The 16,990-nt window shown below is 73.7% G+C and carries 15 protein-coding genes and 1 pseudogene; 7 read left to right on the forward strand and 9 right to left on the reverse strand.

What is annotated here, in order from left to right; all coding sequences use genetic code 11:
• Positions 1–425: 425 nt before the first annotated feature.
• A pseudogene (locus ABGA98_RS01735) lies at positions 426–626 on the forward strand (glycosyl hydrolase); the annotation flags it as partial.
• A 218-nt stretch (positions 627–844) separates the two neighbouring features.
• Here the strand turns inward: ABGA98_RS01735 and ABGA98_RS01740 are convergent.
• From ABGA98_RS01740 to ABGA98_RS01780, 9 genes are all read right to left on the reverse strand, one after another.
• Positions 845–2,032, reverse strand: coding sequence for a glycosyltransferase (locus ABGA98_RS01740; RefSeq protein ID WP_347616383.1), 1,188 nt, complete (start codon positions 2,030–2,032; stop codon positions 845–847).
• Positions 2,023–3,186, reverse strand: a complete 1,164-nt coding sequence (locus ABGA98_RS01745; protein WP_347616384.1) for a GNAT family N-acetyltransferase — start codon at positions 3,184–3,186, stop codon at positions 2,023–2,025. Before ABGA98_RS01745 ends, ABGA98_RS01740 begins: the two co-directional genes overlap by 10 nt.
• Entirely contained in the window at positions 3,183–3,758 is a 576-nt protein-coding gene (locus tag ABGA98_RS01750) for a hypothetical protein (RefSeq protein WP_347616385.1), read from the reverse strand. Before ABGA98_RS01750 ends, ABGA98_RS01745 begins: the two co-directional genes overlap by 4 nt.
• Entirely contained in the window at positions 3,755–4,855 is a 1,101-nt protein-coding gene (locus ABGA98_RS01755; protein ID WP_347616386.1) for a glycosyltransferase, read from the reverse strand. The genes ABGA98_RS01750 and ABGA98_RS01755 overlap by 4 nt, the downstream gene beginning before the upstream one ends.
• Positions 4,852–5,553 carry a polysaccharide deacetylase family protein gene (locus ABGA98_RS01760; protein ID WP_347616387.1) on the reverse strand — a complete coding sequence of 234 codons (702 nt, stop codon included), beginning with the start codon at positions 5,551–5,553 and terminating at the stop codon, positions 4,852–4,854. The genes ABGA98_RS01755 and ABGA98_RS01760 overlap by 4 nt, the downstream gene beginning before the upstream one ends.
• Positions 5,550–7,055 carry a lipid II flippase MurJ gene (locus tag ABGA98_RS01765; RefSeq protein WP_347616388.1) on the reverse strand — a complete coding sequence of 502 codons (1,506 nt, stop codon included), beginning with the start codon at positions 7,053–7,055 and terminating at the stop codon, positions 5,550–5,552. The genes ABGA98_RS01760 and ABGA98_RS01765 overlap by 4 nt, the downstream gene beginning before the upstream one ends.
• Positions 7,052–8,341, reverse strand: coding sequence for an O-antigen ligase family protein (locus ABGA98_RS01770; RefSeq protein ID WP_347616389.1), 1,290 nt, complete (start codon positions 8,339–8,341; stop codon positions 7,052–7,054). Before ABGA98_RS01770 ends, ABGA98_RS01765 begins: the two co-directional genes overlap by 4 nt.
• 3 nt (positions 8,342–8,344) lie before the next feature.
• A complete protein-coding gene (locus ABGA98_RS01775; RefSeq protein WP_347616390.1) occupies positions 8,345–9,580 on the reverse strand; it encodes a sugar transferase in 1,236 nt (411 codons plus the stop codon).
• A 533-nt stretch (positions 9,581–10,113) separates the two neighbouring features.
• Positions 10,114–13,008, reverse strand: coding sequence for a BTAD domain-containing putative transcriptional regulator (locus ABGA98_RS01780; RefSeq protein WP_347616391.1), 2,895 nt, complete (start codon positions 13,006–13,008; stop codon positions 10,114–10,116).
• A gap of 68 nt (positions 13,009–13,076) precedes the next feature.
• Here ABGA98_RS01780 and ABGA98_RS01785 point away from each other — a divergent pair, with 68 nt between their 5' ends.
• The 6 genes from ABGA98_RS01785 to ABGA98_RS01810 all read left to right on the forward strand — a co-directional run bounded on the left by ABGA98_RS01785 (position 13,077) and on the right by ABGA98_RS01810 (position 16,900).
• Positions 13,077–13,538, forward strand: coding sequence for a carboxymuconolactone decarboxylase family protein (locus tag ABGA98_RS01785; RefSeq protein WP_347616392.1), 462 nt, complete (start codon positions 13,077–13,079; stop codon positions 13,536–13,538).
• A 26-nt stretch (positions 13,539–13,564) separates the two neighbouring features.
• Entirely contained in the window at positions 13,565–13,912 is a 348-nt protein-coding gene (locus ABGA98_RS01790) for a DoxX family protein (RefSeq protein WP_347616393.1), read from the forward strand.
• Between the two features lie 237 nt (positions 13,913–14,149).
• Positions 14,150–14,734, forward strand: coding sequence for a CDP-alcohol phosphatidyltransferase family protein (locus tag ABGA98_RS01795; protein WP_347616394.1), 585 nt, complete (start codon positions 14,150–14,152; stop codon positions 14,732–14,734).
• Positions 14,731–15,525 carry a phosphatidate cytidylyltransferase gene (locus ABGA98_RS01800; protein WP_347616395.1) on the forward strand — a complete coding sequence of 265 codons (795 nt, stop codon included), beginning with the start codon at positions 14,731–14,733 and terminating at the stop codon, positions 15,523–15,525. The genes ABGA98_RS01795 and ABGA98_RS01800 overlap by 4 nt, the downstream gene beginning before the upstream one ends.
• Positions 15,522–16,082 carry a lysophospholipid acyltransferase family protein gene (locus ABGA98_RS01805; RefSeq protein WP_347616396.1) on the forward strand — a complete coding sequence of 187 codons (561 nt, stop codon included), beginning with the start codon at positions 15,522–15,524 and terminating at the stop codon, positions 16,080–16,082. Before ABGA98_RS01800 ends, ABGA98_RS01805 begins: the two co-directional genes overlap by 4 nt.
• Positions 16,079–16,900 carry a class I SAM-dependent methyltransferase family protein gene (locus ABGA98_RS01810; RefSeq protein ID WP_347616397.1) on the forward strand — a complete coding sequence of 274 codons (822 nt, stop codon included), beginning with the start codon at positions 16,079–16,081 and terminating at the stop codon, positions 16,898–16,900. The genes ABGA98_RS01805 and ABGA98_RS01810 overlap by 4 nt, the downstream gene beginning before the upstream one ends.
• Positions 16,901–16,990: the final 90 nt, after the last annotated feature.

Genomic DNA, 16,990 nt, shown 5'->3' on the forward strand with positions numbered 1-16,990 from the left:
TGTGGCTGGGCCTGGGCGCTTGGGGCGACGACCCGCCGGAAGACCGGCGAGGTCACGGCGCGGCGCTGGGAGTCTTCCTGGGCTCCGACTCGCGCGGCCCCCTGCACCTGGAACGCTTCGAGTCCTGGTTGCACAGCAGCGTGACGGTGGGACGCACCTACCTGCCCGGCGAGACCTGGCAGTCGATCGAGGGGGCCGAGTTCGTCCTCGGCCCCTGGACCCGCTGGCGAGCCGCCAGGCCGGACCGGGTCCTGGCGCTGAACGTGCCGATGATCGCTCCGAACGAGTCGGGGATGCCGGACGCGGAAGTGGCGCAGCGGCTGGACGAGGGCGCCCGAGGCGACCACGACCACCGTTTCGGGGAGCTCGGCAGGAAACTGGTCTCCGCCGGCGCCGGCGACACGATCATCGTGCTCGGCTGGGAGATGAACGGCACGACCTACTCCAGCCGCTGCGCGCCGAACCCGGAGGCGTGGAAGCAGTACTGGCGGCGCATCGTGGCGGCCATGCGCGCGGCGCCCGGCCAGCGGTTCCGCTTCGACTTCGCGCCCAGCCGCGGGCTCGACGCGATCCCCTGGACGGAGTGTTACCCGGGTGACGACGTGGTCGACATCATCGGCATGGACAGCTACGACCAGGGGCCGGGCGAGGACTTCTCCGACTACGTCAACCAGCCGTACGGGCTGCAGGCGCACGCCGACTTCGCCGCCCGGCACGGCAAGCCCCTCTCGTTCCCCGAGTGGGGGTTGTTCCGCAACGGCGACCGGCCCGACTACGTCCGCCGGATGCTCGACTGGATCGACAGTCACAACGTGCTCTATCACTCGATCTCCGATTACTGTCCTCACGGCATCTGGCAGTGCTCGTCGAACCCGCGCTCGGCGGAGGTCTTCCGCGAGCGGCTGCACCGGCGCCCGTTCCCCGTGCCGACCCCGAGCAGCCCGAGCGTGCACGAGGCGAGCGCGTCCATCGACCGGCCCACGTCGAACCCGCCCGCCAGCTCGACGGCGGCCGACCCCTCCGCGGCGGCGAGCGCGGGGCTCCCGAGCCGGAGCAGCAGTGCCTCGGCCAACGCCCTCACGTCGCCGGGCGCGACGACCGCTCCGACTCCGCCGGACACCAGCTCGGAGATCCCCGGCACGCCGTAGGCGATGAGCGAACGTCCCGTGGCCAGCGCCTCCAGCGCCGTGAGCGGCAGCCCCTCCCAGCGGGAGGGCAGGACCACCACGTCGGCCGCGACGTACCAGGGCCTGGCGTCGGCCGCGTCGCCGGCGAAGTGAACGCGCGGCACGGCCCGCGCCCGCAGCGTGGGCAGCAGCGGGCCGTCGCCGACGACGACCAGCCGGGCCGCGCCGTCGCGCGCGGCCACCCGCTCCCACGCCGACAGCAGCAGGTCCTGGCCCTTCTGCCGGGCGACCCTGCCGACGCAGACCGCCAGCGGCGTCCCTTCCGGGATGCCGTGGGCCGCGCGGGCCGCCGCGCGCTCCTCCGGGCCGGCGGGCCGGAACCGGCGCAGGTCCACGCCGTTGCGCACCACCACGAGCTCGGCCGGCACGCCGTGCCGCCTGGCCAGCTCCGCTTCGCCCGTACCGACGCAGATCACCAGGTCGGCCCAGCGCGCGGCCAGCCGTTCCCAGCCCAGCGCCGCTGCGGCGAGCGCGCCGCGGGCCGCCAGCCACGACCAGCCGTGCGGCTGGAAGAGCGTGGGCACCCGTCCCCGCAGCGCGGCCCTGCCCGCCAGCCCGGCCTTGGACGAGTGCAGGTGCACCACGTCGGGGCCGAACTCCCTGACGATCCGCGCCAGCCGGGCCGCCTGCCCCGCGTCGGCGAGCCCCGGCGCGCGGGTCGCCTCCCAGGCCAGGCAGGGCACGCCCAGACCGGCCAGCTCGCCGGCGAACCGGCCGGCCGGCGGGCAGGCGACCGCGACCCGCCAGCCCCGCCGCGCCTGATCGGCGGCGGCCGTCGCCACGTAGGCGCCGACCCCGCCGTCCACCGGCTGCGTGACGTGCAGGACGCGCGGCGTCACCGCCATGCCGCGAACCTCTCCGCGAGCCGCGGGCAGCGCCGCTTCAGCAGTTCCCGGCCCGCCGCGCGGGCACCGGCGCTCGCGGCGTAGGCGGCGGACCGGACGCCGCGGCCGAGCATCACCCGCTGGTTGACGACCGCCTCGCAGCCGAACTTCGCCTTGTGCGGCTCGTCGCCGCGCAGCAGGCTCAGCACCGGCCTGCCGAGCCGGTGGGTCGTCTCCAGGTTGTCGCGCAGCAACATCGTGAGGACGTCGGCCTCGGCGCGCAGCTCCGGATCGGCGCCGTACAGGTAGCCGCCCACGAAGTCCTTGCCGACCACGGTCAGATCGCAGGCCCGCAGCCGCCCCCGCACCCTGAACTCCTTCAGCACCGCGCGCTCCTCCACCACCAGCGACCGCGTGGCCCGCGTCAGATGGTCCATGAACCGCGGCTGCGTGTGCTGCACGTTGATTCCCCGGCTCTCCCACTGCAGGGTGTGCAGCCGCAGCAGCTCGGTCACCGACTGCTCGACCCGGTCCGGCTCGACCACGTCCACCGACAGGTCCATCGCGTCGAGCTTGCGCAACGCCGTCCGCAGCCGGCGCGCCCGCCGGCCGTTGAGCGCGGCCGCCACCTGCTCGATCGGCCGCCCCGGCAGCTGCAGGCAGGTGGACGCGGGCAGGGTCCAGGCCCGGGCGCCCCAGAGCCCGGCCAGCCGCAGGACGGCCGCGCCCGGCCGGGCCTCGGGCAGGTCGATCACGTCCCAGCCCGGCTGGGCGAGCAGCCCGGCGCGCAACTCGCGCAGGCCCGCGTCGCCCTCGGCGTCGTCCACCATGATGTCCGTGAAGTCGGACTGCCCGCCGCCGACGGGCGTCAGCACCCGGCAGCCCAGCCGGTACTCCAGCCTGAGGGGCGCCGCCACCACCAGCCGCCCGCCCCGGTACGCCAGGAACACCCGCAACCGCCCCGGAGTTCCGTAGGCCCGCCACCAGGAGCAGAGCCAGCTGTACGACTGGAACGGCGTGGCGGCCGAGCTGCGCGCGTACAGGTCGGCCCAGTCCTCCGCCAGCCCCGAGAGCGCGTTGCGCGGCACGACCCGCAGCGTGAGCCGCGGAGTGTGCGCGGGCGAGAGGGCAGGCGAGCCGTTCGAGGTGGACGCGCCGGGCGTCGCGGCGCTCACGCCTCCGCCCCGCTCAGCACCGGCGCCGGCTCGCGCCGCGCCTGCCGCAGCGCCTGCGGCGCGGCCAGGCGGACCAGGCCCGCGACCAGGGCCGTCCCGAAAGCGCCGACGGCCACGCTGGCCAGCGGCACAGGGGCCGAGGGGCGGGTCGGGATGGACGCGCTGGCGAAGGGCGCCAGCCGCACGCGGGTGTCGGTGGCGTGCCCGTTGGCGTACGTGATCAGCGCGGTGGCCGCCCGGTTGACGCGGTCCGCGGCCTCCCACCCGGTGGGCGCCACGGACGTGAGACGCACCAGCGGGGCGTCCGGCGAGGCCGCCACGCTCAGGCTGCCCCATTCGGTCTCGTCGCCGGTGAGCAGGCCGGGGTGGCCGGAGATCCGGGCGTAGGCGGAGGCGAAGTCGATCGCCTGCGCCGGGTCGCCGCCCGCCACCACCACGACGTAGGCGTCCGCGGTGTAGACGGCGTCCCTGGCCACGGCGTACGCGGCCCCGCCCGACGCCCCCAGCGCCAGGGACAGCGGCAGCCACCATCGCGCGAGCACGCCCATGATGCGGGCCCGGGTCCATGTCATCGTTGATCCTCCGTGGGTGCGGCGCCCAGCAGGCGCAGATAGAGCGACTCCAGCCGGTCGGCCTGGCGGCGGATGTCGTAGAGGCGGACGGCGTCGGGAGGGGGCAGCCTCCCCGGCGGGCAGGCGGCGAGCGCGGCCAGTTCGGCGGCGAGCCGGTCCGGAGGGACGCGCCTGGCCCCGGGCGCCGAACCCGGCGGCAGGTCGTCGATGGCCGGGCAGGTGTCGTACAGGACCGGGAGGCCCGCGGCGAGCGCCTCGACGACCGCGAGCCCGAACGTCTCCTCCGCCGACGGCGCGGCCAGCACGTCCATCGCCGACAACATCGCCCGCACGTCCGTCGACTCGCCGGCGAAGATCACCCGGTGTCCGGCGCCCACCGCGCCGGCCAGCTCCCGCAGGCGCGGCTCGCACGAACCCGAGCCGACCAGGAGCAGAACGGCGGATTCGAGCGCGGGCAGCGCCTCGATCAGCGCGTCGAAACGTTTGCCCGGCTCCAGCCGGCCGACCCCGCCGATCACGAAGGCGTGCGCGGGCACCCCCAGCCGCCGGCGGGTGCGCCGGCGCAGCGCCGCGTCGAAGCCGAACGCCCCGCCGTCCACGCCGTTGGGGATCACCACGATGCGCGAGCGCGGCACGCCCCAGCCGGCCAGCCGGTCGGCCACGGTCGGCGAGACGGCCACGGTCAGGTGCCCGAGCAGCTCGCTGGCGAGGTACAGCGCCCTGACGGAGCGGGTGAGGCGACGCCCCTCGATGTGCTCGCGGCCGATCGAGTGCTCGGTCGCCACGATCGCGGGGACGTTCGCCAGCCGCGCGGCCAGCCTGCCGTACACGCAGGCGCGGTAGAGGTGGGTGTGCACCACTTCGTAGCGGTGCCTGCGCATGAGCCGGGCCAGCCGCCCGACGGCCCGCAGGTCCCGGTTCCCGCGCATCCCGACCTGGTGGACGCGCACGCCGGTGCGCGCGATCGCGTCCGCGACCACGCCGGCGCCGGTGAGCACCGCGACGTCGCACCGGGCCCGCAGATGCGGCAGCAGGAAGCGCAGCTGCTGCTCCGCGCCGCCCGCCGCCAGACCGGTGATGACATGCAGGACCTTCACCAGCCCCACCGGACCTGGTGACGCACCCGCTTGGCGCGCAGCCGCAGCGCGCCGTCCCGCTCGCCGACGTAGGTGCGCGGCAGCGCGTAGCGGCCGCTGAGCTCGGACTTCCAGATCGCGCAGCCGTAGCCGTAGCCGGCCCTGCGGACGGCGTCCACCTCGCGCGCGCCGGCGTGCCCGTACGGGTAGCAGTATCCGCTCACCGGCTCGCCGAGCAGGTTCTCCAGCGCCGCCTTGCCGGCCGTCACCTCGTGCCAGAGCTCGGCCTCGCTCAGGCCGGTCAGCGAACGGTGCCCCGCCGAGTGCGAGCCGACCTCCATGCCCTGCCGCGCGGCCCGGCGCACGCCGTCGGCGTCCATGAGGGGCTTGCGCGGCCCCGTGGCGTCCCACGCGTTGTGCTCGCCGACCAGGTCGGACACCACGAAGACCGTGGCGGTGAACCCGCGTTCGAGCAGCGCGGGGACGACCTCGCCGAGGAAGTCGGCGTACCCGTCGTCGAACGTGAGCCCGACCAGGCGCCCGGCCTTGCCCTCCGCGTGGGCGCGCAGCAGCTCGCGCATGGAGACGCCGGTCAGGCCGCACCGGGCCAGCCAGCGCAGCTGCCGGTCGAAGCGGTCGGGTGAGACGGTGATCTGGAAGGGATCGCTGTCATATTTCTCGACGGAGTGGTACATGAGCACGTACGGCATGGTGGTCATCCGCGGCCTCGCGTCCTGATCGAGCGGGTGATTTCGGTGAGCGTGGTCGTGGCCCCCGCGAGGGCCGCGACGGCGCAGAAGGCGGCGGCGATCGCGGCGCCGGTCAGGCCCAGGGCCACCGGCTGCGGCAGGCCCGCCAGCAGCGGCCGCGTGGCCCAGCCCGCTCCCGCGCCGGCCGCGGCGGCCAGGAGCAGCACGCCGATGGGCGTGGCGGCGTCGCGCAGCGGCAGGGCGACGACGCGCCTGCGCAGCCCGGCCAGCAGCACCACGCCGGTCAGCGTGATCCCGGCCGCGTTGGCCGCGGCCAGCCCCATGACCCCCCACTCCGGCCGGGCCAGCACCGCCGTCGCGGCCAGCCCCGCGGCCATCGCGAGCGCCGGGTACCAGGAGGCGCGGGGCCCGCAGAAGTACGTGCGGCACACGACCCCGACCACCGCCTGGCCGAGCAGCCCCAGCGTGTACACCTGCATGATCCGCGCGGTGGCGGCGGTGTCCGCCTCGGTGAACGCGCCGTACTGCAGCAGGACGGCCACGACGTCGGGAGCGCAGACCAGCAGCGCCGCCGTGGCGGGCAGCACGATCGCCGAGGCGGCGACCAGGTCTCCGACCAGCCTCCTGCGCGCCCGCGCGCCGTCACCGGCGGCGACGGCGCGGGCCAGGTCGGGGAAGGTCACCGTCGCCACGATCAGGGACAGGACCATCGGCACCTGCGCGATCTTCTGCGCGTAGTTGAGGTGCGAGATCGACCCCTCGGGCAACGAGGAACCGACGAACCTCTCGATGAAGACCTGGCTCTGGCGCGCGAGCGTGAAGATCGCGATGGGCAGGAACGCGGCCAGGGGCAGCGGCACCCCGCGCGTGGGGCGGCGGGGCGGGCCGAAGCGCCGGACGAACGCCGGGGCCTGGACGAGCACCATGCCCGCGCCGCCCACGGCCACGCCCACCGCGGCGCCGTACGCGCCCTGGTCGCGCAGCGACCACAGGCAGACGATGATCCCCAGGTTGTAGGCGACGTAGATGGCGGCCGGCGGCGCGAACGTCTGGTGCGAGCGGAGCGCCGCGCTGAGGTACCCGGCCAGCCCGAACGTCAGGATCGTGACCGAGGCGACCCGCATGCAGTCGGCCGCGAGGTCGGCCCTCGGGATGCCGGGGGCGAGCAGGCCGACCAGCCACGGCGCGCCCGCGGCGGCCACCGCGCTCAGCGCCGCGAGCGCGAGACACAGGTACGGCAACGTCGACGACACCAGGACCCGCGGGTCGTCGCCCGCCTCCACCGCCCGGCTGAACAGCGGGACCAGCACGAAGGCCATCGCGCCCTCGATGAGCAGGGGCGCCGCGGTCTCCGGGATCGTCCAGGCGACGAGGAACGCGTCGGTGCCGGCGTCGGCCCCGAACGTCGTGCCCAGCAGCAGGTCGCGGACGAAGCCGAGCAGCGAGCCGAGCCCGATGAGCAACGCGGTGACGCTGACGGCCTTGACCGCCGGCGAGGTGGCCGTCGTCATCGTGCCCCGCCCAGCCCTGACCGGGGCCCGGCCAGGGCGCCGGTCACCGGCGGCGGGCCCGCGCGCCGGGTGACGCGCGCGAGGACCAGCCCCAGGACGACCGACATGACCAGCGTCGGAGGGCCGCCGATGTCACCGTAGACGAAGTCGGCCAGCTGCCAGGTCAGCAGCCCGGCCGCGATCACCGCGCCCCCTCGGACCGCCCACCACGCCATGGCCCCCAGGCAGAGGCCCAGGGCGGCCAGCCCGAGCAGGCCCTGTTCGCTGAGGGTCAGCAGGTACATGTTGTGCGGGGACAGCAGCGGCTGCCGCTGGAATCCGTGCACCGGGTCGTCGGTGTCGCTGCCGGACGACAGCTCGATGGGCGCGTACGTGTCGCGCAGCTCCGCGAACCGGCGCGGTCCGACCCCGGTCAGCGGGTGGTCGAGCCACATGTCGGCGGCGGTGCGCCACAGGGTGTACCGGTCGCTCAGCGACTGGTCGGGCTGGGTCACGGCGGAGGCCATCGAGGCGACCCGCCGTCCCAGCACGTCCGATCCCGTGCCGAGGCCGGCGACCAGCACGATCCCGGCGGCGGCGCCGGCGAGGAGCACCCGGGCGGCGAGCACCCGGCTGCGCATGAAGAGCATGACCAGCACCGCGCACAGCAGGGCGAGCCAGGCGCCCCTGCTGAGCGACAGGGCGAGGGGCACGCAGAGCAGGGCGGCGCCCCCGAGCGCGGCGGCGCGCCGCCGGCCGCGTACGGCGAGCCCCACGCCCAGCAGGATGATCGCGCCGAAGCTGACCACGCTCGCCATGCCCATGACGTCGAGCGCGCCGAACGTGCCGACGGCCCGCACCCGCTCTCCGGCGTACGACGCCCCGGTGCCGGTGAACGCCTGGACGCATCCGACCACGCCCTGCACGGCCGCCGCGCCGACGACGGCACCGCCCACGATCAGGCTGTCGGCACGGTCGCGCACCGTCACCATGACGGCCAGCGGGACGATCACGAACACCTGGACGTACCTGAGGTAGCCCGGCACGCTCGCCAGCATGTCGGGCGAGGCCAGCACCGCGATGGCGGCCGCGCCCGCGACGGGTGCGAGCACCAGCGCGCGGGCGGGCAGTTCGGCCGCGCGCGGGCTCGCGACCAGGAGGGCGAGCGCGACGGCCGCCAGCGCGACGGAGGCGATGTCGGCGGCCGTCACCCGCACCCCGGCGAGCGGGCCGTCGAGCCCCGCCGGCAGGCAGGTCAGGAGCACGGTCGCGGCCGCCACGAGGCTGGGTCGGTGAAGGGCGCCCAAGGGTCAGCTCCCGCCCAGCCGGAGCAGCGACCACACGGTCCGCATCATGATCTTGATGTCGGCGCCGAAAGACCACCCGTCGATGTAGTGGTTGTCGAAACGGGCGCGGTCCTCGATCGAGGTGTCGCCGCGCAGGCCGTGGATCTGGGCCCACCCGGTGATCCCGGCCGGCAGCCGGTGCCGCAGGCCGTAGCCGGGAATGGTCCGGGAGAACTCGTCGACGAAGTGCGGGCGTTCCGGCCGGGGACCGACGATGCTCATGTCCCCCTTGAGAACGTTCCACAGCTGCGGGAGCTCGTCGACCGACGTCCTGCGCAGCAGCCTGCCCACCCGGCCGACCCGGCTGTCGTGGGCGATGCTCCACAGGGTCGCCGACTCGTGCGCGTCGGCGGGTTTCATCGTCCTGAGCTTGATCACCTCGATCGGCTCCCCCTGGCAGCCCACCCGCCGCTGCCGGAAGAACGGGCTCTGGCCGACCTCCGCGCGAATGATCAGCGCGCAGAGCGCCAGAACCGGCGCGGTCAGGATGAGGCCGATCAGCGCGATCGTGACGTCGAGTGCCCGCTTCAGCGGCCAGAGCGCGCTGTGCTGCGCGGCGGGACGCATGCGGAGCAGGGGGAAACCGCGGACGTGCTCGCGCAGCGTGACGAAGTCGACGATCAGCTCGTTCAGGTCGAGCGCGAGGTACACGTCGCAACCCAGCGCCCTCGCCGTCCGCGCGAGCGGCTGCTGCCCTGCCCCCGCGAGGATCACCGCGCGGACCTCGTAGGCCTGGATGATGTGCGCCGCCTCGCTGGGCCGGCCGAGAACGGGCAGGTCGGAGGTTTCCCCGGCCGCCTCGTCCAGGAAGCCCAGGGGGAACAGGCCGTACTCCGGGTGGTCGAGCAGGCTCTCCGCCAGCCGGCGGCCGTACGGTCCCGCGCCGATCACCAGGGTGGGCGCCGACCGTCCGTACCGGTGCGCTCTGCGGGCGACGAAGGCGAGCATGCTCCTGCCGCACACGGCGAGGAAGGTGTAGAGCACCGCGCACAGCACGACCGTGACGAACGACGCCGGCTCCCGGAAGGCCACGCAGGCGGCCACGAAGCCGGATCCGGCGATCCAGCCGCCACGGTCGAGGCCGGAGGCCAGGATCCGCGGCGCGTACACCCGGCCGAGGCCGTTGAGCGCGACGACCAGGATGGCCGCGACGGCGACGGGCGGGATGCCCCGGCCCACCTGGGCGGCGGTGAAGGCCATGCACAAAAGGTCGACGCCGATCAGGACGAGTGGTTGCGCTGCTCGCCATGGTCGTGACCTTCGGCGCTCTGCCGGCCGCGCGGCCCGGCGGTCGCCCCCAACGCTAACAGCCACTGCTTCTCCGGACGTAGCTCGTTCGACCGGACTGACCTTCGATCAGCCAATCCCATCCACCCATGAAGCCCATAGTCGCCTTTTCGGCAACCTGCCGCGGCATAGGCGTTGAGCAGGGGCTTTCCTAGGCAATACGCGAACAATCCCGCAGCGAGCGATTTGATGGTAGCTCCACCACCCGGAGAAAATCGAATACGTGACGGGCGAAAGCACCGCGCCGCTCGGCAACATTTCCTTGGCCATTCTTTGAGCAGGCGAAAGCAATTCCGATGTTTAGCTCCGGATTTATGACGCAAAACGGCGGCGCCCACCGGGACACCGCCGTTCTGGAGCCGAACCGGCCCACCGCCGCAGGATGCCCACGCCGGGAGTGTTGCGGCCGGCGCGCGCCGGTGGAGGAGAACGCGCCGATCGACGGGTCAGCCGAGGTCGGTCAGGAACGCCCCAACCGCCGCGGCTTCGGGCACGCCCAGGCCGGCGTAGAGGCGCTGGGCCCGTTCCGCGTGGTCCCGCGCCGCGTCCACGCGGCCACGATCGTGATGGACGCGCGCCAGTCCCTCGTGGGCGCGCGCCTCCTCGGCCCGGTTGCCCACCTCGCGCGCGACGGCGAGGGCGTCGCAGTGACGCGCGAGAGCCTGGTCGTGATCGCCGAGGCACCGGCCGGCCTCCCCCAGCCCGTTGAGTGGCGCGGCCTCCTCACTTCGGCCGCCCAGCTCGCGATAGAGCTCCAGCGCGTGCCGGTGCTGGTCGCGGGCCTGCTCGTAGCGCCCCTGCGCCAGATAGACCTGGCCGAGAAGGTCGAGCACGCCGGCCTCACCGCTCCGGTTCCCCAGCCGGCGGTGGAGCGCGAGGGCACGGCGATGGTGGTCGAGCGCCGCATGGTGGCGTCCCTGCCGCTGGTGGCTGATGCCGAGGCTGCCCAGTGTGTAGGCCTCCCCGACGGGGTTGCCGATCTCGCGGCTCAGGGCGAGGGCCTGCTCCAGATGGTGGTCCGCCCGCTCGTACGCGTGCCGTCGCAGGCACACGTTGCCGAGCGTGTTGTGCGCCCGCGACTCGCCGAGCCGGTCGCCGGCCGCGCGGCACAGGTCCAGAGCCGGCTCGCAGACCTCGTACGACTCCTCGTAACGGCCCTGCCGCCAGCGCGCCCAGGCCAGATCGAGGCGGGCCAGTGCCTCACCGGCCGTGTCGCCCCTGCGGCGGGCGGCCTCCAGTGCCTTCGTGTGCACGGTGATCGCGTCGGCGTGGTGGGCGTGACCGTCGAGGTAGGGATGCACGATGGTCGCCAGCCGGCCCGCGTGCACCGGCCAGTCGCCGTCGGCCGCCAGGCTGCAGGCGGCGACGAGGTTCGCGCGCTCGGCGTCCAGCCACGCGCTCGCTTCGGCGTCGTCCGCGAACGACACGGTCCCCGGCTCGGCGAGTGACGGCCTGCGGAGCCCGCCGAACGGGTAGAGAGCGGCGATCGCCGCGGCCGCCGTGCGCAGGTAATGGTCGAACAGGCGGGTCAGGGCGTCGTGCCGGGCCTCACCGGTCTCCTCGGCGGAGACGGTGGCGCGCGCGTGGTCGCGGAGCAGGTCGTGGAACGTGTATCTCCCGGGCTCGTACTGCGCCACGACGTGGGCGTCCAGCAGGTCCTCCAGCAACGTCTCCGCATGGTCGGCGGGGACGCCGGCCAGCGCGGCGGCGGCGTGGACATCGACGTCGCGCCCGGGATGCAGGCCCAGCAGCCGGAACATGCGTTGCCGCTCCGCATCCAGATGCCGGTACGACAGCGTGAACGCGGCCGCGACACCCCTGTCAGGGGTGGACAGCTCGGCCAGCCGGCGGCGCTCGTCACGCAACCTGCCGGCCAGATAGCCGGCGGTCCAGCGAGGGCGATGATGCAGCCGCGCGGCGGCGATCCGCACGGCCAGCGGCAGGAACCCGCACAGCTGCAGCACGTCGAGGACCGCGCTCGGTTCGGCCGTCGCCCGCTCCCCCACGATCGAGGTGAACAGCCGCACGCCGTCCTTGGCCGGCAGCACGTCCATGGACAGCGTGCGGGCGCCGTCGAGGTCGACCAGCCGGCGGCGGCTGGTGACCAGGACGAGGCTGTCGGAGGCGCCCGGCAGCAGGGGCCTGACGTGGTCGGTGCCGGCGGCGTTGTCCAGGACGATCACGACCCTGCGCTGGGCGAGCTCGGCCCGCCACAGCGCGGCCCGCGCGAGGACCGAGGAGGGGATACGTTCGGCCGGCACCCCGAGCTGGCGCGACAGCGTCTCCAGCGCGGCGCCCGCCTCGATCGGCTCGTGTCCCGCCGTGTGCGCCTGCAGGTCGACGAAGAGCTGCCCGTCGGGGTACTGGCCGGCCAGCGCGTGCGCGGCGTGAATCGCCAGCGCGGTCTTCCCGATGCCCGCCATCCCGTCGATGGTCAGAATCGTCGTACCGGGCCGGAGCCCGGCGATCCGCTCCAGCTCGGCGGTCCGGCCGGCGAAGTCGGGGATGTCGTACGGCAGGAAGTTCGCCCGCCGAGGCTCGCGTACGGCGGCCTTGTCCCGCGGCTGAGGCTGTGGATCCGCATCGCCCCGCAGCACGGCCTGCTCGATCGCCACGAACGCCCGTCCGGGATCCAGCCCCTGCTGTTCCACCAGCGACTCGCGGAACGCCCTGGCCACCGACAGCGCGTCGGCCTGCCGTCCCGCGCGATGCAGGGCGAGCATCAGCTGACCCGACAGCCGCTCACGCAGCGGGTGCGCCGCCACGTGCGCGGACAGCTCGTCGATCAGGTCCTCGTGCCGGCCCAGCGACAGCTCGAGGTCGGCCAGGCGCTCGATCGCGGCCAGTCGCCGCTGCTCCAGCCGGCTTCGCGTGCTCTCAACGTAGTCGGCGTGCACGTCCGCCAAGGGCTGCCCCCGCCACAGCGCGAGCGCGTCGCGTACCTGGCGGGCGGCGCTGTCCGGATCGGCCTCCTTCTGGGCGGCCGCCATCCGGCCGGCGAACTCCTCCAGATCGAGCTGTTCCGGTTCGATCGCGTATCCGCCCGAGCGGGTCACGAGCAGCCGCGCCGCACCCGCTTCGCGGAGCACCCTGCGGATGGCGGTGACGGCGGCCTGGATCTGCGCGCGGGCGGTGTCCGGCGGCGTCACGCCCCACACCGCGTCGCTCAGCTGATCGGCGCTGAGCACGGTGCGGGCGTGCAGCAGCAGGTACGCCAGCACCGCACGGTGACGTGGCGCCAGGCCGGTCAGCTCCCGGCCGCCGGCCATGACGTGCACGGGGCCGAGAACACCGAACCGTACGCCCACCCTCGCCTCCCCCAGCGACGCATAACCGTCCATAGCGGACGCATCGCGAATGTATCAACCCGGCTTTCCATGATGAGTGCACAGGTGAGAGGAGATTCCGCATGGAAGCCCGCATGAAGAACCCGGCGTTCGTGCTCCCCGAGACCATGAAGGGGATCCAGGCCATCTACCAGGGCATCAACCAGGGTGGCGCGCCCGGCGAACTGCTGGAGATCGTCGCCCTGCGCACCAGCCAGATCAACGGCTGCGGCGCGTGCGTCCACGCCCACGTCCAGAACCTCAAGAAGTCCGGCGAGTCCGACGAGCGCGTGGGCAACGTGGCCGCCTGGCGGGAGGCGCCGTTCTACAGCGACATCGAACGCGCCGCGCTGGCCCTCACGGAGTCCGTCACCCGGATCGCCGACCGGTCCGCGGACGCCGTGCCCGACGACCTCTGGGACGAGGTCGCCGACCACTTCGACGAGCGGCAGCTGTCCGCCATCATCCTGACGATCTCCATGACCAACTTCTTCAACCGCATCAACGCCACCGTCAAAGAGCCCGCCGGCACGTCCTGGGCCTGACGAGATCAGGAATCGAGAACCCTCTGATGTTCACTGCGTACGTCATCGTCGCCGTCCTCACCGCCGCCTGGGTGGGCTTCTCGGCCGTCTCCGTCTTCATCCGCGCCTCCTGGGTGGTGGGTCCCCTGGCGGACTACGGGGTGCCCCGCACGTGGTGGCCCTGGCTCGGCGCCGCCAAGGCCGCGGGCGCGGCGGGCCTGCTCGTCGGGCTGGTCGTACCCGTCATCGGCGTCATGGCCGGGATCGGCCTGGTGGCGTACTTCACCGGGGCCGTCATCACCGTGATCCGCGCCCGCTCGTACGCGCACATACCGTTCCCGCTGCTCTACCTGTCGCCGGTCGCGGCGTCCCTGGTACTGGGGTTCCTTGCCTGAGCACGCGAGACGCCCCTCCGCCCGCGCCGTTCGCGCGGGCGGAGGGGCGTGCTCAGTTCGAATTGCCTCGAATGCTTGCCCTCCCCTGATCCAACAGGCCCGCGGATAAATACGATCAGCGTGATGCCTAATCGTTCAAGGTCATGCTGCGGCCCTACGCGTGAGTAGCGCTACCTAGGGACAGTTGCGCTGAACTCCCCATGTATCGGCCTGCCGTGGCGCGAGACATTGGCCGACATGAACGGTCTGTACGCGCTCAAACCCTGGTACGCCGCCCGGCTCAGCGGGGTGCGGGCGTTCCTGGTCACCCGTGGTGTCCACCCCTCGGCCATCACCGTGTCGGGCATCGTGTTCGGGGCGGCGGCGGGGGCCGTACTCGGTCTGGGCGAGACGGGACCGTGGGCGGCGCTGGCCGTCGCGGCGGCCCTCGCCGGACGCCTGGCCTGCGCGAACCTCGACGGCGGCGTCGCCCGCGACGGCGGCCGGAGCACCAGGTTCGGCGCCGTGGTCAACGAGCTGGGTGACCGGCTCGCCGAGTACGCGGCGCTCGCCGGATGCCTGGCGCTGGCCGACCCCGCGCTCGTGGCCGCCGCCGCGCTGGCCGCCACCCTCCCCTCGTGGGCCGCACTCGCGGGCGCCGCCGCGGGGGCGCGGCGTCCGCAGGGCGGCCCTGTCGGCAAGACCGAGCGCTGCGCGCTGCTGGTGCTGCTCGCCCTCACGGGCTGGACGGGCTGGCTCATCGTGCTCGCCGCCGGTTCCCTGCTCACAGCGGTCGTACGGATCACGCGCGTCCACCGCGAGCTGCGGGAAGCCGCGTCATGATCCTCGACACCGCCCCCTACCTGGCCGGAGCCCTCGGAGTGAGCGGGCTGGCGGTGTGGCGGTCCAGGCAGCGCGAGCTGGTGCGCCGCTGGACCACCTGGGCCGTCGCCGCGCCGCTCGTGACCGGTTGCCTCCTGCTCGGCCCTCGGGGTGCCGCCGTGCTCGCGATCCTGCTCGGCGTCGTCTGCGCCGTCGAATACACCCGCCTGGTACGGCTGCGCGCCCCCGAACGTGTCATCCTGATCGCCCACGCCACCCTGCTCCCCGTCGCCGCCCTGATGGGCGACGTGTACTGGCCGGTCGCCGTGTGCTTACCGGCCATGGTGCTGGCGCCGGTGCTGTCCGGCGACGCGGAGGACGGATCCCGCAGGGCCGCCTTCGGGATGTTAGGGCTGCTCTGGCTCGCGCCCCTGGCCGGGCTCGTCCTGCTCGGCCCCGCCCAGGCGTTCGCGCTCTGCCTGGCCGTCGCCATCGCCGACGTGGCGGCGTGGTGCGGCGGCAACCTCGTCGGCGGCCCGCGGCTGTCACCGCTGTCACCGGGCAAGACCTGGAGCGGCGTGCTGGGCGGCGCGGCGGGCGGGCTCGGCGTGCTGGCCCTGCTCGGGTCGCTCACCCCCGCTCTGGCCGTCGCCGTCGCCGTCGGCGCGCCCCTCGGCGACCTGGTGGAGTCGATGGTCAAGCGCGGCGCGGGCGTCAAGGACGCGGGCACCTGGCTGCCCGGCTTCGGCGGCCTGCTGGATCGTGTCGACTCCCTCCTGATCGCCCTGGCCCTGGCGGTGGTGCTCCCATGAACGGCGCTCTCCTGCGGCGATGGTTGTGGCGCACCGCCTTCACCTGCAACGGCGGCTTCCGGGTCGAAGGGACGGTCCCCGACGGGCCGTGCGTGGTCGTCGCCAACCACTCCTCGCACGCCGACACGGCGGCGCTGCTCGCCGCGTTGCCCGCGCGCAGGCGCCCCGTGGTGGCGGCCGCCGCCGACTACTGGTTCGCGGGCCCGCTGCGCTCGCTCGTCTGCCGCACCCTCGTCGCCGGCTTTCCCGTACGGCGCGGCGGGGGTGGCTCGGCCGACCTCGCGCACGCCGTACGGGTCCTGGAACAGGGGCGCATCGTCGTCGTCTTCCCCGAAGGCACGCGCTCGCGGGACGGCCGGGTCGGCGCGTTCCGCTCCGGGGCAGCGCGCGTCGCCGAGAAGGCGGGCGTACCGATCCAGCCCGTGACCATCCACGGCACCTCCGAGGTGCTGCCCGTGCACGGGCGGGTGCGGCGGGGACAGGTGCTCGTCCGCTTCAACCGGCCCGTTGCCGACCTGGAGATCGCGCACAACCTGATCGAAGGAGATATTCCATGAAGTGGACCCTCATGCGGTTCCTGCTGCGCACGGTCGGCCGGCTCAGCGAAGGCATCCGCATCGGCTACCGACACGGCTTCGACAGCGGCACGATGCTCGACTACGTCTACGCCAACGAACCCCACGGGCGGCTCGGCCTGGGCAAGCTCATCGACCGCGTCTATCTGAACGCCGTCGGATGGCGTGCCATCCGTGCCAGACGGGCCCTGCTGCACGACGTGCTCAGGGAGGAGGTCTCGGCCAGAGCCGGCCGGGCGCTGATCCTCGACGTCGCCTCAGGCCCCGGCCGCTACCTGCAGGACCTGGCCAGGGAACAGCCGGAGACCCAGGTGGTCTGCCGCGACCTGACGCCCGACGGGCTGACGCTCGGGAAGAAGCAGGCGGCGGCGCGCGGCCTGACCAACATCGTGTACGAGCAGGGCGACGCCTTCGAACCCGCACCGCTCGACCGCCCTGCCGACATCATCGTGGTCTCCGGGCTGTACGAGCTGATCCTGGCCGAGGAGCAGATCAGCACATCGGTGGCCCGCCTGCGTGACCTGCTCGCGCCCGACGGTGTCCTGATCTTCACCACCCAGACCCGCCATCCACAACTCGAGTTCATCGCCAACGTGCTGCCCAACCGCGACGGCGCGCTGTGGGTCATGGAGTGCAGGTCCGTGCAGCAGGCGCACGGCTGGGCGCGGGAAGCAGGCTTCGAGGACGTCGTCAGCCGCATGGAGAAGGTGGGCCTCTTCGCCGTCACGACCGCGCAGAACGCAGGCGTCCCGCACAGCCGCCGGCTCGACCAGGAGGCGTGCGAAACGGGCCGGTTGTAGTGCTGTGCGCGTGGGGCTGAGCAGGCTCTCACTAATGCGCCCGGCAACAGGAAACCGCCCCTTACCTGTGGTGTTCCACACGTAAGAGGC

Source organism: Nonomuraea sp. B1E8 (genome assembly GCF_039871515.1).
In the GTDB taxonomy this organism is placed as follows: Bacteria; Actinomycetota; Actinomycetes; order Streptosporangiales; family Streptosporangiaceae; genus Nonomuraea.

Coding starts and splice junctions, on each gene's coding strand:
- ABGA98_RS01800 (WP_347616395.1), top strand. CDS start 14,731: ATGATCCTCGACACCGCCCCCTACCTGGCCGGAGCCCTCGGAGTGAGC.
- ABGA98_RS01760 (WP_347616387.1), bottom strand. CDS start 5,553: ATGACCACCATGCCGTACGTGCTCATGTACCACTCCGTCGAGAAATAT.
- ABGA98_RS01750 (WP_347616385.1), bottom strand. CDS start 3,758: ATGACATGGACCCGGGCCCGCATCATGGGCGTGCTCGCGCGATGGTGG.
- ABGA98_RS01785 (WP_347616392.1), top strand. CDS start 13,077: ATGGAAGCCCGCATGAAGAACCCGGCGTTCGTGCTCCCCGAGACCATG.
- ABGA98_RS01810 (WP_347616397.1), top strand. CDS start 16,079: ATGAAGTGGACCCTCATGCGGTTCCTGCTGCGCACGGTCGGCCGGCTC.
- ABGA98_RS01790 (WP_347616393.1), top strand. CDS start 13,565: ATGTTCACTGCGTACGTCATCGTCGCCGTCCTCACCGCCGCCTGGGTG.
- ABGA98_RS01780 (WP_347616391.1), bottom strand. CDS start 13,008: ATGGACGGTTATGCGTCGCTGGGGGAGGCGAGGGTGGGCGTACGGTTC.
- ABGA98_RS01775 (WP_347616390.1), bottom strand. CDS start 9,580: ATGGCCTTCACCGCCGCCCAGGTGGGCCGGGGCATCCCGCCCGTCGCC.
- ABGA98_RS01795 (WP_347616394.1), top strand. CDS start 14,150: ATGAACGGTCTGTACGCGCTCAAACCCTGGTACGCCGCCCGGCTCAGC.
- ABGA98_RS01740 (WP_347616383.1), bottom strand. CDS start 2,032: ATGGCGGTGACGCCGCGCGTCCTGCACGTCACGCAGCCGGTGGACGGC.
- ABGA98_RS01805 (WP_347616396.1), top strand. CDS start 15,522: ATGAACGGCGCTCTCCTGCGGCGATGGTTGTGGCGCACCGCCTTCACC.
- ABGA98_RS01765 (WP_347616388.1), bottom strand. CDS start 7,055: ATGACGACGGCCACCTCGCCGGCGGTCAAGGCCGTCAGCGTCACCGCG.